This is a genomic window from Picosynechococcus sp. NKBG042902, from assembly GCF_963864045.1.
Classification (GTDB): domain Bacteria; phylum Cyanobacteriota; class Cyanobacteriia; order Cyanobacteriales; family MRBY01; genus MRBY01.
On the sequence record NZ_CAWLTV010000071.1, the window covers coordinates 22,833 to 38,352 of the forward strand.

The 15,520-nt window shown below is 49.3% G+C and carries 17 protein-coding genes and 1 tRNA gene; 12 read left to right on the forward strand and 6 right to left on the reverse strand.

Features of this window, described 5'->3' with window-relative positions; genetic code table 11:
* The first annotated feature begins 186 nt into the window (after window positions 1–186).
* The 5 genes from AACR41_RS09625 to rppA all read left to right on the forward strand — a co-directional run bounded on the left by AACR41_RS09625 (window position 187) and on the right by rppA (window position 5,291).
* Window positions 187–789 carry a DUF3611 family protein gene (locus AACR41_RS09625; RefSeq protein ID WP_012305781.1) on the forward strand — a complete coding sequence of 201 codons (603 nt, stop codon included), beginning with the start codon at window positions 187–189 and terminating at the stop codon, window positions 787–789.
* Window positions 790–815: 26 nt separating this feature from the next.
* Window positions 816–1,187 (forward strand): DUF565 domain-containing protein, encoded by a 372-nt coding sequence (locus AACR41_RS09630; protein WP_012305780.1) that lies wholly within the window; start codon window positions 816–818, stop codon window positions 1,185–1,187.
* 129 nt (window positions 1,188–1,316) lie between these two features.
* Entirely contained in the window at window positions 1,317–3,773 is a 2,457-nt protein-coding gene (locus AACR41_RS09635) for an ATP-dependent Clp protease ATP-binding subunit (RefSeq protein ID WP_030006722.1), read from the forward strand.
* A 215-nt stretch (window positions 3,774–3,988) separates the two neighbouring features.
* Window positions 3,989–4,402 carry a DUF4278 domain-containing protein gene (locus AACR41_RS09640; RefSeq protein ID WP_012305778.1) on the forward strand — a complete coding sequence of 138 codons (414 nt, stop codon included), beginning with the start codon at window positions 3,989–3,991 and terminating at the stop codon, window positions 4,400–4,402.
* Between the two features lie 205 nt (window positions 4,403–4,607).
* A complete protein-coding gene (gene rppA / locus AACR41_RS09645; protein WP_030006723.1) occupies window positions 4,608–5,291 on the forward strand; it encodes a two-component system response regulator RppA in 684 nt (227 codons plus the stop codon).
* On the opposite strand, the gene AACR41_RS09650 is transcribed toward rppA, so the two are convergent.
* The 4 genes from AACR41_RS09650 to psbZ all read right to left on the reverse strand — a co-directional run bounded on the left by AACR41_RS09650 (window position 5,288) and on the right by psbZ (window position 8,850).
* Complete coding sequence (locus AACR41_RS09650) at window positions 5,288–7,675, reverse strand: transglycosylase domain-containing protein (RefSeq protein WP_223209895.1); 2,388 nt, start codon at window positions 7,673–7,675, stop codon at window positions 5,288–5,290. The genes rppA and AACR41_RS09650 overlap by 4 nt on opposite strands.
* Before the next feature lie 196 nt (window positions 7,676–7,871).
* Window positions 7,872–7,943, reverse strand: a tRNA-Gly gene (locus tag AACR41_RS09655).
* A gap of 99 nt (window positions 7,944–8,042) precedes the next feature.
* A complete protein-coding gene (gene ribH / locus AACR41_RS09660) occupies window positions 8,043–8,519 on the reverse strand; it encodes a 6,7-dimethyl-8-ribityllumazine synthase (RefSeq protein ID WP_012305775.1) in 477 nt (158 codons plus the stop codon).
* A 142-nt stretch (window positions 8,520–8,661) separates the two neighbouring features.
* Complete coding sequence (gene psbZ / locus AACR41_RS09665; RefSeq protein WP_012305774.1) at window positions 8,662–8,850, reverse strand: photosystem II reaction center protein PsbZ; 189 nt, start codon at window positions 8,848–8,850, stop codon at window positions 8,662–8,664.
* A gap of 221 nt (window positions 8,851–9,071) precedes the next feature.
* Here psbZ and murJ point away from each other — a divergent pair, with 221 nt between their 5' ends.
* On the forward strand, window positions 9,072–10,673 hold the full coding sequence (murJ, locus tag AACR41_RS09670; RefSeq protein ID WP_030006725.1) for a murein biosynthesis integral membrane protein MurJ: 1,602 nt from the start codon (window positions 9,072–9,074) through the stop codon (window positions 10,671–10,673).
* Window positions 10,674–10,679: 6 nt separating this feature from the next.
* On the opposite strand, the gene AACR41_RS09675 is transcribed toward murJ, so the two are convergent.
* Window positions 10,680–11,558, reverse strand: coding sequence for a carbohydrate ABC transporter permease (locus AACR41_RS09675; protein ID WP_012305772.1), 879 nt, complete (start codon window positions 11,556–11,558; stop codon window positions 10,680–10,682).
* 178 nt (window positions 11,559–11,736) lie between these two features.
* Between AACR41_RS09675 and AACR41_RS09680 the strand changes: the two genes are divergently transcribed.
* From AACR41_RS09680 to AACR41_RS09690, 3 genes are read left to right on the forward strand one after another with little or no spacing between them, the layout of a single operon-like run.
* The gene (locus tag AACR41_RS09680; RefSeq protein WP_012305771.1) at window positions 11,737–12,021 is read left to right on the forward strand and encodes a hypothetical protein; all 285 of its coding nucleotides are present in this window, start codon (window positions 11,737–11,739) and stop codon (window positions 12,019–12,021) included.
* Window positions 12,021–12,437, forward strand: coding sequence for a heavy metal-responsive transcriptional regulator (locus tag AACR41_RS09685; RefSeq protein ID WP_030006726.1), 417 nt, complete (start codon window positions 12,021–12,023; stop codon window positions 12,435–12,437). The genes AACR41_RS09680 and AACR41_RS09685 overlap by 1 nt, the downstream gene beginning before the upstream one ends.
* Window positions 12,434–13,072, forward strand: a complete 639-nt coding sequence (locus tag AACR41_RS09690; protein ID WP_030006727.1) for a bifunctional 4-hydroxy-2-oxoglutarate aldolase/2-dehydro-3-deoxy-phosphogluconate aldolase — start codon at window positions 12,434–12,436, stop codon at window positions 13,070–13,072. The genes AACR41_RS09685 and AACR41_RS09690 overlap by 4 nt, the downstream gene beginning before the upstream one ends.
* Window positions 13,073–13,143: 71 nt before the next feature.
* Here AACR41_RS09690 and AACR41_RS09695 read toward each other — a convergent pair whose 3' ends face one another.
* The gene (locus AACR41_RS09695; RefSeq protein ID WP_012305768.1) at window positions 13,144–13,530 is read right to left on the reverse strand and encodes an AbrB family transcriptional regulator; all 387 of its coding nucleotides are present in this window, start codon (window positions 13,528–13,530) and stop codon (window positions 13,144–13,146) included.
* A gap of 216 nt (window positions 13,531–13,746) precedes the next feature.
* On the opposite strand from AACR41_RS09695, the gene AACR41_RS09700 reads away from it, so the two are divergent.
* Genes AACR41_RS09700 through trmH form a run of 3 tightly spaced genes read left to right on the forward strand, consistent with a single transcriptional unit; the run spans window position 13,747 to window position 15,284 of the window.
* Complete coding sequence (locus tag AACR41_RS09700) at window positions 13,747–14,190, forward strand: Rrf2 family transcriptional regulator (RefSeq protein WP_012305767.1); 444 nt, start codon at window positions 13,747–13,749, stop codon at window positions 14,188–14,190.
* Window positions 14,191–14,200: 10 nt separating this feature from the next.
* A complete protein-coding gene (locus AACR41_RS09705) occupies window positions 14,201–14,587 on the forward strand; it encodes a GFA family protein (RefSeq protein ID WP_030006728.1) in 387 nt (128 codons plus the stop codon).
* Window positions 14,588–14,624: 37 nt separating this feature from the next.
* Window positions 14,625–15,284 (forward strand): tRNA (guanosine(18)-2'-O)-methyltransferase TrmH, encoded by a 660-nt coding sequence (trmH, locus tag AACR41_RS09710; protein WP_030006729.1) that lies wholly within the window; start codon window positions 14,625–14,627, stop codon window positions 15,282–15,284.
* Window positions 15,285–15,520: the final 236 nt, after the last annotated feature.

Sequence of the window (15,520 nt, forward strand, 5' to 3'; positions counted from 1 at the left end):
TGTTTGTTTCCGACTGCTTGGTCACGATTGATCTTGGTGATAGGCATCAAATGCTAGACAAGGGAGTGTTGGTCAGAGTTAGGGGCGATCGCCTTTTCCCTTTTGGCAACCCAACAGTTGATATAAGAGAATGGAGCAAAAGCAAATTCTGACCCTGCAGACATAACCCCATCACCACAAACTCCTATGAAACGTGATTCCTACGGTGCTTTAGCGGGCGCATCGATCCCCGCCGCCATCCTCAGAGCCTCGGCCACCCTCAAACTCGCCGGTAATATTGGCTTCTGGGTACAGATTATCCTCGGTGTTGTCGCAGCGCTAATTCTCCTCTTTGCCAGTGCGAGCCTAGTCGGCAGTGATGCCACCAACGCCAACCAAGATATTCGCTTTAGCCAGGGAAGCAGCTTTGGGCTATTCTGTGCCGCCGGCGGTCTCATTGCCCTCATCGTGAGTATCTTTTTCTTCTTCCGCTACAAAACCATTGCCCGACTGATGCTCGCGGGTGATAGCTCCCTCCGGCCCAAGAAATCCTACACCATTCAAACCATTAAATTTGGTCTCTTGGCTAACCTCCTGGGCATGATGTTTGCGATCATTGGTGCCGAAGCCTTTGTGGGGCTCGTCCTCGGGAAATCTTTGACCATTCCCCAGGGGGCCGTCTTTTCCAATACATCCCAGCTCATTCAACCGAAAGATCTATTTATCATCCTGGCGAATACCCACACGATCGCCTCCCATTTCACCGGGATTGTCATTGCCCTCTGGCTCCTCGATCGATTGAATAAATAATGTCCTCACCGTTCCCGATGTGACCTATGCAACGCACCCGACTCAATCTCCTCCTGGGGGAAACCCTTGGGCAATTTACCAGTTTTTTTCAAAATCCATGGCGCAAGATGGCCTTGCTCGCCATTTTTCTCCTTTTTGGAAACTTTGTTGCGACGGTTTTTCCGCCGGCTATCGGCCAAGCCATGGCTTGGGATCCGATAGTTGCCATTGGGATCATTTTTTTGGCTGAAGTGAGTAATTTTCTCTACTACAGACAAGGCGATCGCCAAACCATTGCCCAAAAAGCGGCCACAAACCCCACTGCGCCCCAGAGCCGGCTCTTATTTCAACTGATGCATGTCTTCAAAATTGGGCTGCTGTATGGCCTCACTGTTTCCGCCGTTAACGTCGGTTCGTAGCGAATGTTACCAGAGCTTGCCAAGGGGGAGAAACCGTATCAGAATCAATTGTTCTAGGCATCAACCAAAAATTTCCCCTGTGCTAGAATCAACTCTACATAGGGACTAGCAGCAGGTAAAAAACAGGTCATGTTTGAACGCTTCACAGAAAAAGCTATTAAGGTGATTATGCTCGCCCAAGAGGAAGCGCGTCGCCTTGGTCACAACTTCGTTGGTACGGAGCAAATCCTCCTCGGTCTCATTGGTGAGGGGACTGGCGTTGCCGCTAAGGTACTCCGGTCTATGGGGGTTAATCTCAAGGATGCCCGCATTGAGGTAGAGAAAATTATTGGGCGGGGTTCTGGCTTTGTGGCCGTTGAAATTCCGTTCACGCCCAGGGCAAAACGGGTTTTAGAACTCTCCCTCGAAGAAGCTCGCCAATTGGGTCACAACTATATTGGTACGGAGCATTTGTTACTAGGCTTAATCCGTGAAGGGGAAGGAGTTGCTGCCAGAGTCCTCGAAAATTTAGGGGTTGACCTCTCCAAGGTACGTACCCAGGTAATCCGGATGCTCGGTGAGACCGCAGAAGTCGCAGCGGGTGGCGGTTCTTCCCGGAGTAATAAGACACCGACCCTAGATGAGTTTGGCTCGAATCTGACCCAACTGGCCAAAGACAGTAAGCTTGATCCCGTCGTTGGTCGTCAAAATGAAATTGAACGGGTAATTCAAATCCTTGGTCGCCGCACGAAAAATAATCCGGTACTGATTGGCGAACCAGGGGTCGGGAAAACGGCGATCGCCGAAGGTCTGGCCCAAAGAATTTCCAATGGGGATGTGCCTGACATCCTCGAAGAAAAGCGCGTTGTCACCCTCGATATTGGTTTGCTGGTTGCGGGCACGAAATACCGGGGTGAATTTGAAGAACGCCTCAAAAAAATCATGGACGAAATTCGCCAAGCCGGGAATGTGATCCTGGTGATTGACGAAGTTCATACCCTAATCGGTGCGGGTGCTGCGGAAGGGGCGATTGATGCCGCCAATATCCTCAAGCCTGCCCTCGCCCGTGGTGAACTGCAATGTATCGGTGCCACCACCCTTGATGAATATCGTAAACACATTGAGCGGGATGCGGCCCTTGAGCGGCGTTTCCAGCCCGTAATGGTCGGTGAACCTTCCGTCGAAGAAACCATTGAGATTCTCTTTGGTCTGCGGGAACGCTATGAACAGCACCACAAGCTTAAAATTTTAGATGAAGCCCTTGATGCAGCGGCAAAATTAGCCGACCGTTACATCAGCGATCGCTTCTTGCCCGACAAAGCCATTGACTTGATCGATGAAGCGGGTTCCCGTGTTCGGTTGATTAATTCCCAACTGCCTCCCGAAGCGAAAGAACTCGATAAAGAATTGCGCGATGTCCTGAAGCAGAAGGATGAAGCGGTACGCTCCCAAGACTTTGATAAAGCGGGTGAATTGCGCGATCGCGAAATGGAAATCAAAACCGAGATTCGGGCGATCGCCGCCAGCCAAAAAGAGAAAAATAGCGACATCGATGCCGTGGTTGATGCCGAAGAAATCGCCCACATCGTCGCCTCTTGGACAGGGGTTCCCCTCAACAAACTTACCGAGAGCGAATCCACCAAGCTTCTCAACATGGAGGATACCCTGCACCAGCGGCTGATTGGTCAAGAGGATGCCGTCAAAGCAGTGTCCCGTGCCATTCGTCGCGCCCGCGTTGGCTTGAAAAACCCCAACCGTCCCATTGCTAGCTTCGTCTTCTCTGGCCCCACTGGGGTTGGTAAAACCGAGTTGACTAAGGCTTTAGCTGCCTACTTCTTCGGTTCTGAAGATGCGATGATTCGCCTCGACATGTCTGAGTTCATGGAGCGGCACACCGTTTCTAAACTAATTGGTTCCCCTCCCGGATACGTCGGTTATAACGAAGGCGGCCAGTTAACCGAAGCCGTTCGTCGTCGTCCTTACACCGTTATTCTCTTTGACGAAATCGAGAAGGCACATCCCGACATCTTCAACATGCTGCTGCAAATCCTTGAAGATGGACGCTTAACCGACGCGAAGGGGCGCACCGTCGACTTCAAGAACACCTTGATTATCTTGACCTCCAACATTGGCTCCAAGGTTATTGAAAAAGGTGGTGGTGGCCTCGGCTTTGAATTTGGCGAAGATGCGGCAGAATCTCAGTACAACCGGATCCGCTCCCTGGTCAACGAAGAACTCAAGCAATACTTCCGTCCAGAGTTCCTCAACCGTCTCGATGAAATTATTGTCTTCCGTCAACTCAACAAAGAAGAGGTTAAAGAAATCTCCGAAATCCTCCTTAAGGATGTCTTTAAGCGCCTTACTGAACAGGAAATTGAGTTGCAAGTTACCGAAAAATTTAAAGAGCGACTCGTGGAAGAAGGCTACAACCCATCCTATGGTGCCCGTCCGTTACGTCGCGCGATTATGCGTCTGTTAGAGGATGTCCTCGCTGAGGAAATTCTTTCTGGCCGCGTTGGTTCTGGTGATACGGCGATCGTTGACATCAATGAAGAAGGTAAAGTGGCCGTCAGTAAAGCGGCAAAACCTTTGGAATTAGCCAAGTAACCTGGTTAACTGTGACCAATCTATAGCCTGTCGATAACTCTAACGTTAATTAAAACCTAAGATGCCAAGAGGAGCTTTCGGGCTCCTTTTTTGTGGTTTGGTTATACGCAATCTAAGTAGAATCCTTAAGTTTTTCTGATTTTTTCGAGAAAATTTAGGGATTAATGTAACAATAGTTACAGAAAAAAGCTTTGAGGCACAGTGAGGAAATCTCTATGAAATTGACATATCGTGGTGTTTCCTATGATTCTCTTCCCGCAACCTTAGAAGTGACAGAAGGGGATATCTTAGGTCGTTATCGTGGACAAACGGTGCGGCGACACTGTGTAACGCAAACAGTTGATCGTCCGGATGTTGAATCAGTACTCCTCCACTATCGGGGTGGCACCTACGCGATTCAGCAACCTGTGGTTAAGGCGACGGCCCAACAGCAACAGGAAGCGGCCGCTGCAGCTTGTCCGGTACGAGTCCCACAGCTCTCTAAATTAATGGGTCAAGACGCCCGGCGTGTGCACCTAGAAAATATGCGTCGTAGCTTAGAACGGCGGATCCGCACGGCCCAAGCCCAGGGGGACGAACAACTGATTACCCTGCTGCAACAGGAATCTAATGCTTTATCCTCGGTGTAAGTTGTGATTTTGATTTAAACTCTTTCTGACTCTGGTGAGAGAACAAGGTAAATCTCCCCAGTAGTCGTAACAGTAAGAATAATGAATACTCGTTGGAAGTGGATGGAAGCTGCTTCCTTTTTTATTGGGAAAATGGTCGGCGATCGCCTTGGGTCAGGTTTCCTTCTTCGGGAATAATGGGAATCAAGGTGTTTTGGAAGTGACCATGCGCATTTTGTTGGTAGACGATGAACGGGAATTACGGGGCGCCCTTAGCCAAGTGCTCCAACGGGAAGGGCATACCGTAGCATTGGCAGAAACTGGCCAGCAGGGGTTAGAACTGGCCTGCGATCAAGAGTATGATCTACTGATTTTGGATTGGATGTTGCCGCAATATTCAGGGGTTGAAATCTGCCAACGGGTGCGATCGCTGGGTCGTACAACGCCTATTTTATTTTTAACGGCCAAGGATACGGTGGACGACCGGGTTTCTGGTCTGGATGCTGGTGCTGATGATTATTTAGTCAAGCCCTTTGAGTTGCGGGAACTGCTGGCCCGGGTGCGGGCGTTATTAAGGCGATCGCCGGGGGGAGAGCCACCTAATCGTTTAAAGATTGCCGATCTCGAATTAGATATCGCCAACCAAATGGCCTACCGTGCTGGCCGGGCCATTCGCCTCTCGGATCGGGAGTTGCAACTCCTGAGCTATTTTATGGAGCACCCAGCTCAACTTCTGACCCACGAGCAAATTTATCAACACCTCTGGCAAGATGGCGATGAATCTCCTAGCAGTAATGTGCTGGCGGCTCTGGTACGCTTGCTACGACGCAAGGTAGAAGCAAAAGGCGATCGCCCTCTAATCCACACCATTTACGGAAAAGGATATTACTTTGGCGAGCAGAATACCTAGGGAGCTGTTTCCTTCTTTTGAATGACAGGGGGAGCCGGCACATCAACATTCGTAGGAGCTGGTCTGGGAGCCGCAGGCGGACTCGGTGGCGTTGCGGTGGATGCAGGTCGATTATTACTCGGTACGGGGGCAAGGGGAGGCACAGTATCCGCCGGATCAGTGAAGTCAAAGGCCGGTGCTGGGGGCTTAATTTCATTGTCGACCACAGCTTTATTATTATTGTTCGTCGGTGTTGTCGCCGCTGCCTCTGGGGTTGGGCGCTCATCAGAGGATGCTTCCGTGGTCTCTTGTGCTTCTGAATTTGTGGTGCTGGTTTTTTCTTCTGTATCTGTGGCAACGACCTTCGTTTTTTTCGCGCCCCCTTGGATTGGTTCTGCGGCAATAGAACCGACGCGATTATTCAAATTTGGTAATTTGGGAAAGTCTTCCACCGTCATGGCCGCTGCAATTTGACGCATTGCATCACCCCAAAGGCGCGCCGCTGTACTACTGGCTCCCCAGGTGGGTTTATTATCGTCATTGCCGAGCCAAACCCCTGTTACCATTTGGGGGATGTAACCAATAAACCACAGGTCTCGCGCCTGATCGGAGGTGCCTGTTTTCCCGGCCACTGGACGACCAATATTTGCTTGGCTGCCGGTACCGCTACTCACGACATTTCGCAGCATATAGGTCATGATGGCGGCACTATCAGAATCAATAGCTTGGATCGGTTTGCGGTTCGCTTGGTAAACGACCTTGCCATTGCGATCAAGGATTCGACTAATGCCATACACAGGCTGATAAGCGCCACCATTTGCGAGGGTGCCATAGGCGGCGGTTAGCTCTAGTAAATTTACTTCCCAGGCACCTAGAGCTAGGGAATAGGTGGGCTTCATCTCCGATTCAACGCCCATGCGGTGGGCGAGATTAATGATCGGGTCCCAACCCACATCAAGCATCACACTCAAGGCGATGGTGTTGATCGATTTTGTCAGGGCTTCTGTGAGGGAAACAGCTTGATTGCTGACGGTACCGGAATAGTTCTTCGGACGGTAGCCATCAATGGCAAATTCTTGGTCAACGTAGGTTGCATTGGGAGACATCCCAGAGGCGATCGCCGCTGCATAGACAAACATCTTGAAGGTCGAACCCGGTTGCCGTTGGGCTTGGGTGACGCGGTTATATTGATTATTTTCAAAATCTAAACCCCCAACCATCGTTTTAATCTGGCCACTGCGGGGATCGATGCTCACCATCGCCGCCTGTTCAAAGCGTTGATAACGTCCGTAGTTCGTAATTCCTTCCGCTACAACCGCCTCTGACCACTCCTGCCATTGAGGATTTAAGGTCGTTTCAATGACAAAACTGCCCGTTTCCAATTGCTCTGGGGAAAGGTACCGTTTCAGTTCTGCCTTCACATAATCTGCAAAATAGGGGTATTTGCGCAGTAAACGTTGGGGCGTTTGCCGATTCGTTTCAATGGGGGTGGCGATCGCCGTTTCATACTCGGCCTGGGAAATATAACCCTCTTCCCACATCCGCTCTAGCACCTGATCCCGCCGTACCGTCGCCGCCTGGAGATTAACAAACGGTGAATATAAACTGGGGGCTGGCGCTAAACCCGCAATCATCGCCGTTTCCCCTAGGGTCAACTCTTCTAAATTTTTACCAAAATAAACCCAAGCCGCATCCGAGACACCATAGGCCCCGGAGCCTAGATAAACTAAATTTAGATAACTTTCTAGGATCTGCTCCTTGGAGAACTGTTCTTCTAATTTTGTTGCCAAGCGCATTTCCTTGACCTTACGCGCTAGGGTCATTTCCTGGTTCAAAAAGACAATACGCGCCACCTGCTGCGTAATGCTACTGCCCCCTTCTACGACTCTGCCTGCCCGAAAGTTCATGTAGGCGGCCCGTGCGACCCCCTGTAAATCCACCCCAAAATGTTCATAGAAGCGTCGGTCTTCACTGGCAATAAATGCCTCGGTTAAGGTCGTTGGTACAGCCCAGATTTTGACCCGGTCATGGGAAACAGGCCCCACCTCTTCAATGACACTGCCATCGGCTGCTTGAATGGTGAGGGTTCCAGGACGTGTATAAATTAAGATTTCATCGACATTTTCCGGCACCAGTGCCTCTAGTTCCTGCCAGCCCCGGTAGATGAGAAAACTGCCACTGCCAACCCCAAGCACAAGTCCCGCCAATAGCCAAAGCCGCCAACGTCGTCTTTTTGATTTTCGCTGTGGCTTTTGGGGTGATGCGCCGTTATCTGTAATGGTTTGTGGTAATTCTCCCCCGTCCATGGCTACCCTTTCAGCACCTTGTAAGTCATGGTCAGAGCTAGCCCCAGGTTGTGACCCACTCTGCAATTGATTGGTGTTGTCTTCTAGGGGTTGAGACACTGACTTTCTGACAAAATTAAACACGCCGAAATCCTCTAAGCATGGCTCGAATTAAGCGATATGGCTCATCGCAATCTTTGATTCGGAGCCAGTTTAACAAATGTGCTCGAATATTCCAGACAGTCTATAGCAAATCGCAACGATTGTACCAGGCCAATGATGAGGTTATTTTATTGTTTGATTAGTTTTTTAGTTAAGCGGGTAACGCGATTCGAACGCGCGACATTCACCTTGGCAAGGTGACGCTCTACCGCTGAGCTATACCCGCTTGCGTGCTGAGCACGTATACAACTATGCCAAGAAAAAACGAAGATGTCAAGGGTCTCGTTGATTTTTTTTGAGATCCCGTTGGCGATCGCCCCAACGCTTAAATCTTTCCCATCAGACTCGCCATTTCTAAAGCACTGAGAGCGTAGCCCCAACCGAGGTTATTCTTAATCCCGGCCCGTTCGAGGGCCTGCTGCATGGTATCTGTGGTCAGGACGCCAAAAATAACCGGTACGCCTGTTTGGAATGCCGCCGCCGCAACTCCCTTGGAAACTTCAGCCGCAACGTAATCAAAGTGGGGAGTATCGCCCCGAATCACCGCCCCAAGACAAATGATGGCATCGTATTTACCAGAATCGGCCAGTTTTTTGGCGACTAGGGAAATTTCAAAACAGCCGGGCACCCAAATGTAATCGATTTGCGCTCCTTCTGGATCGGTATTGACTCCATGACGACGGAGACAGTCTTGGCAGCCTGCGAGGAGCTTGCTTGTTACCAGGTCATTGAAACGACCAATGACGATCGCCAATTTAAGCGCTTGGGTGTTGTCGTTATAGGTTCCTTCAAAGGTAGCCATAATGGATTTGTAGAGAAAAGGTGTAAAGGGGGAAATTAATAAAAAAATTAAGGTGCAATCACGTTGAGGTTGCCAACGCAGAAGATTGCACCTTGGGGGAGATCAGGGCCGTCCTGATCGCCAAACATAGGAATGTGCGTGGTTAGATCACGAAAAAATTCAGGACACCGACGGCAATGACCAGAACAGTCCAAGCAATGGAACCGACAAAAATCAAGGATTTGGACTGTTCCCAGTTGGTGGGGGAAGCATAGGCAACAGGAACACCAATTACCATCAGGAACGAAAGGGCCACGAGGGCAGCAAGGGCAAGTTGGAATAAAATAGTCATTTTTTAAAATTCTCCCAAGACAGCAAGCAAATGGGGTTTATGGGCTTAGGATGCCAAATAGGGTTTTGAAAATCCTAAAGTTTTCATTGTTTATAGTAAGCTACCAGAAAATTGACCTTCTCTGGTAGATGGGGCCGCAAGTGATTCTCAAAGAAGGCATTCTCGGTGAGAATGGGAAAGCTTTTCGCTTTTTATTGTGTTTTTTAAATTCCTAAAAGATTGTGACTGATTCTCCTCGAAAGTCTCGTTCGCTGGCTGGTATTGCGGGGGTTGTGGCGATCGCCACCCTGATTAGTAAGGTATTCGGCTTGGTGCGAGAGCAGGCGATCGCCCGGGCATTTGGGGTGGGGCCAGTGGTCGATGCCTATGCCTATGCCTACATTATTCCGGGCTTTTTGCTCATTCTGTTGGGGGGAATCAATGGGCCGTTCCACAGTGCCCTCGTGAGTATCTTGGCCAAGCGAGATCAAAAAGATGCTGCGCCCCTCGTAGAAACGGTTTCTACCCTGGTGACGGGGGGACTCCTGTTGATCACCGTTTTGCTGGTGGTCTTTGCGGGATTTTTCATTGACTTGGTAGCCCCAGGCTTAGAGGGAACGGTGCGGGAGTTGGCGATTTTGCAGTTGCAGATTATGGCTCCGTTGGCGGTCTTTGCGGGTCTGATTGGCATTGGTTTCGGGGTGTTAAATGCCTCGGATCAATATTGGCTACCGGGGATTAGCCCGTTGTTTTCGAGCCTCAGTGTGGTGATCGGGGTCGGCAGCTTGATCTGGATTTTGGGGGAACAGGCCAGCGCCCCCGAATATATGCAGTTGGGCTGTATTGTCCTCGCTGGAACGACCCTCGTTGGTGCGGTTTGGCAGTGGCTCGCCCAGGTGTTTGCTCAGTGGAAATCGGGTTTGGGGACTCTGCGGCCTCGATTGGATCTGAATATTCCAGGGGTGAAGGATGTGATGCGGGTGATGTTGCCCGCCACCTTGTCTTCGGGGATGCTGCATATCAATGTTTATACGGATATGTATTTTGCCTCCTACATTGAGAGTGCGGCGGCGGCGATGCGCTATGCCAATTTCATCGTCCTCACGCCCCTAGGGATTATTTCCAACATGATTTTGGTACCGTTGTTGCCTGTGTTTTCGCGGTTGGCGGCCCCAGAAAATTGGGATGATTTAAAGATTCGCATTCGTCAGGGTTTGTTGCTCACGGCCCTTTCGATGTTGCCCCTGAGTGCAATTTTTGTCTCCCAGGCGCGGACGATTATCCGGATTATCTACGAATACAATGCCTTTGCGGCGGAAGCGACGGCCATCGTTGCTCCAGTCTTGATGGCCTATGGGATAGGGATGTTTTTCTACCTGGGACGGGATGTGTTGGTGCGGGTTTTCTATGGCTTGGGGGATGGGGTCACGCCGTCGCGGATTAGTGTTTTTAATATCTTTTTGAACGCGTTTTTAGATTTTATTTTAGTAAACCAATTCCAGACACCGGGTTTAGTCTTTGCCACGATTGGGGTCAATGTCTTTTCTATCGTCATGATGCTTGGGATCTTAAATCGTCGCCTCGGCGGATTGCCGTTGGGAGAATGGGGCTTGAATTTGCTGGGCTTAACGGGGGCAGCGATCGCCGCTGGATTTGTAAGCTGGGGAATTTCGCTGGGGGTAGAATCCTTGAGTTTCGGCCAAAACCTCTATGTGCAGGGCTTGGAATTATTTGTGGCGATCGCCTTTTCCTTAGCCGTTTTCTTTGGCCTCGCGAGTTTGTTGAAACTACCAGAACTAGAAATTTTTTGGCAACGTATCAAAGGTAAGCTCAAGCGCCGTTAAGGGAAGCTAAAAGCCTTGGTTTGTTTGGCGAGACAGATAAAGATTAAAAATGGAGAGAACAAAAATTACCAGGAACAACACCAGGCCAATGGTGCAAGCATAGCTGATCTCTAAATTTTGAAACGCCTGCTCATAGAGGTAATAGACCACCGTTTTTGAAGCGTTCAAAGGGCCTCCCTGGGTCATCACATAGATTTCTTCAAAGACTTTTGTCGCCGAAATCGCTGAAATCACCGACACCAGCAAAATGTAAGGACGCATCAAGGGCACTGTAATGTCTAGGTGTTTACGCCAACCGTCCGAACCGTCTAGGGAAGCTGCTTCATACAGTTCCGGAGAAATCGCCTGCAACCCCGCTAGATAGATCACCATGTAATAGCCTAACCCTTTCCAAATGGTCACCAACATCACACTCCAGAGGGCGAGTTTGGGATCTGTGAGCCAAGGAATTCCGTCCCCTAAACCAACTTGCTTCAGAAGTTGATTAAAAAAACCGTTGGAGGCATACAGAGCGCGCCAGGCAATCCCCGCCACCACCAGAGAAACGATCACTGGGGTATAAAAAGCCGCCCGAAACCAAGTAATTCCCCGGAGACTCTGGTTCACCAAAATGGCCAAGGCTAAGGAAAAACTCACTAGTATCGGTACGACCCCAATCAGATACAACACCGTATTACCCAAGGTTTTCCAAAATAGATCGTCCTGAAGCAGCAGGGCAAAATTTTTAAAGCCGATCCAACGGGGCGTTTGGGTCAGATCATATTGGTACTCGGTGAAACTAAGGTAAAACGCTTGGAGGGCCGGGAGAGCTACCGCTAGGCCCAAAATGGCAAGGGCTGGCAACAGAAAAAGATATGGCGTCAGGAACTTGGTTGAAAGTTTCATGGGGAATACCGGGGCGCAGAGTCAAAATGTATCTTAAGGCAAAAATCTAAGGTTGCCCGACATAGACGGTGATTTGGGGGCCGCTCCTAAACCAAGGAGAAGCGCCAATTTGTTAAGCTAAAGGTGATCGTTATTCATTATTTTTCAGCCCCTGTGGAAAATTTCCCTGGAAAATTCTATGGCCCGTTTCAATCGACGAACTGTTAAGCGTTTATATCGCAAGGAGCCAGTGTCTAGCTTCTTGATTGTGATGGGTTTAATCGAAGTGGTGATTGGGGGCGTCGATGAGCATTGGGGTTTATTTACCATCGGTTTGGGATTTGTATTAGGGGCGATCGCCATTCGCTGGTCTCGTATCCGCCGCGATCAACGGGATCTCAATCGGGTTTTACCGCGCCGTTATTTACCCCCCACGGAAGTGAATGTGCCGCTGCCCCAGTTGATGAACGAAAGACAACGCTAATGGTAACGGCAGATTATGGTCTCAAAATTGGGACAGTGGCCCAACAGAGTGGTTTACCGGTCAAAACGATTCGCTACTATGCGGATCTGGGGTTGTTGACCACAGTGATGGGGCGATCGCCAAAGGGTTATCGACTCTTTTCGGCGGCGGTCTTTGCTCGGTTGGCATTTATTAAACGGGCCCAGTCCCTCGGTTTAAGCCTCGAAGACATTGGCAAGATCCTGACGGTGCGCGACCAAGGAACCTTGCCCTGTGGGGTAATTCGGGAGTTATTAGAAGCGCAACTCCAAGAAATTAATCAGCAAATGGCCGCCCTGACGATCCTAAAGGGGGAATTACAGGGTATTCTGTCTGGTTGGCAAGATTTTTCCGATCAGCCCCAGCCCCCATCGACCATTTGTCCAAATTTGCAATGACCCCCCTCCAACAACGCTGGTTTGCACAACTCCGAGAACACCGGGCGATCGCCGTTATTCGGGCCACGGACTGGCAACTGGGGATAAAAATGGCTGAAACCGCGATTAACGGGGGATTAAAGCTCATTGAAATCACCTGGAATAGTGATCAAGCTGGCCACATCATTGCGACCCTGCGGGAAAAATTTCCCCAGGCAATCATCGGCACGGGCACGATCCTCACGCCCACAGATTTAAAAGAGGCGATCGCCTGCGGCGCTACCTTCGCTTTCAGCCCCCACAGTGACCGGGAGTTAATCCAGATTGCCCATCACCAGGATATTCCCGTGGTGCTAGGCGCCTTAACCCCAAGCGAAATCTACCAGGCCTGGCATTGGGGTAGTGACGGCGTCAAGGTATTTCCCATTAAAGCCGTTGGTGGCGCTAGTTTTATTCGTTGTCTCCAAGCCCCTCTACCTCAAATCCCTCTCATTCCCACTGGGGGCGTTAGCCTCACCAATGGCCCCGCATTGATCGAAGCCGGGGCGATCGCCGTTGGCCTTTCAAGTGATCTCTTTCCTCCCACGATGCTCGCAAAACAAGAATGGCCGGAACTTAGCCACCGCCTCCAACAACATCACCCTAGTCAATGGTAATTTCTACAAAAAAACGACCCCCACCATGGCGATCGCTATCTCGATTTGTGCAGATTAATTCCTAGGAAAATTTAATCATCACCATCGGCACCCAGTTGTTTGAGGTGAATATGTTTGCGACCTAAAGAAATTTCAAATTCATCACCGGGCTGGAGTCCCATTTTTTTGGTATAGGCAGACCCAATCAAAAGATTCCCATTGGACTGTACACTAATACGATAGGTGGCAGCACGACCACCCCGACCTTGGGCATTTGTATTGCTATCTAACTGCACCCCTTCTGCTTCGATGAGAGCATTATAGAACTTCATCATATTGACACGTTCAACCCCATTCTTGGTGATCGTGTAATAGCCGCAAGCTCTTGCTTTTTCTTCTTTACTGTGGTTCTCAAGCTCCTTAACTTTTGCGAGCAGTGCATCACCGGTCAATGTTTCAATCTTTTTCTTTGTAGCCATTTACTTATTACGAATGAATGACGATAAATGAGAGTTATGGGATGAAGCCTGCGAATTCTTTTTTTACTTCGCTGCGCACCTTAAACTTTTAAATTAGCTGTTTCTCACGTTTATCTTACATTATTCTCTCTTAAAATAGAGGTTAAGACGATTTTTTTTGGCAAAAATAATCGCATTCTTTCCTAACATGCCAAAATTTTTTCAAAAAAGGTAGCCATGAAGCTAACCACCAGAGGTCATTACAGCGTTAAAGCTTTACTCGATATTAGTTTGCAACCCGGTTATGGCCCCACCTCCGTAAAGGCGATCGCCAAACGCCAAAACCTCCCTGCCCCATACCTTGAGAAGCTGTTGATTGAGATGCGTCGAGCCGGAATTCTTCGTTCAGTCCGTGGTGCCCAAGGGGGATATCAATTACTATCGAAACCCGAAGATATTTCCCTAGGTCAAATTCTCCAGGCCATCGGTGAAACCATTGAACCGCTCCCCCACCATGAACCCCACCCCGACCAAGCCGAAGATTGGGTTACCTTTAGTCTCTGGCAGCGGCTCCACCAAAAACTCCAAGAAGCCCTTTATAACATTACCCTTGCTGATTTGTATTACGACGCCCGCAGTTGGAAAGCAGCCCAGGGAGAAGCCACAAGTTTTGTTATTTGAAGTTTTTACAATGTCTAATTTTTCTGCACCGAAACATTATAGTGGTGGTTGTCATTGTGGTGGTGTTCGCTTCCAAGTCGTCCTGAGAAACTTTCAAGCCCTTGACTGTAACTGTTCTATTTGTCGCAAAAAAGGATTTCTCCATATCATTGTCCCCCAGGCAGATTTCCATTTACTCCAAGGACAAGATCTGCTAACGGCCTACCAGTTTAATACCCACCAAGCAACCCACCTTTTTTGTCGGCGTTGTGGCGTCCATTCTTTTTATCTACCCCGTTCCCATCCCGATAGTATCGATGTGAATCTGCGCTGTTTAGATGAAAATCTATTAGATGTCTTTGAGATTATATTTTTTGATGGGGAAAATTGGGAAGACAATCTCTCCCAAATCACCTAAAATCTGGATCCTGTGCTGTTAGCTAAAAAATAAGATTGTGCTGTCGAGAAGATATCAACGCATTTGCCAAACCTTAGATCGTCGTCAACCTGACCTCACTGTCCTCATGGAGGATGTCCACAAACCCCACAATATTTCCGCGATTATTCGCACCTGTGATGCGGTGGGAGTGATGGCTGTCCATGCAATGAATCAGGTCGCAGATGGTGATGTCCTCGATACTTACTCCCAGGTGGCCCAAGGCAGTGAGAAATGGGTTGATTTAAATCGTCACCCTGACGTTACCGTAGCCATCGATCAGCTCCACCAGCAAAACTTTAAAATCTATGCGGCCCATTTAAGCGATCGCGCCGTTGATTATCGCACCATTGACTATACGCAACCCACGGCAATTTTGATGGGGGCCGAACGGTGGGGGGTCAGCGACACAGCCGCAGAGCTTGTAGATGGTCACATTATCATTCCGATGTTAGGGATGGTGCAGTCCCTCAATGTTTCCGTGGCCGCAGCGGTGATTCTCTTTGAGGCACAACGCCAACGCCTCCAGGCTGGATTTTATGACCAACCACGCCTAGATCCAGAGTTCTACCGTCAGAAGGTCTTTGAGTGGGGCTACCCTGAACTTGTCGCCCATTACCGCGATCGCCAATTACCCTATCCCCCGCTAGATTCAGAAGGTCAAATCATTTCAACCTGACCCGAGTCAGCCCTAACAAACCCATTGCAACACACCCATGGCCGCGATCATTCTTGCCTGGGTGTTTTTCATGTAAAAACGTAATTCAATTCATGCATAGAACTCAAGTGCCCTCAAAAATCGTAGCTTTGGTTACACATTTTCAGGGTTTCCTTGTTTAACTTATGACCTATTGAACGCGCAAAATCTCTTTTAAAAAGATTTTTTGTAGCTCATTCTCTACTTTGCTAAGGATT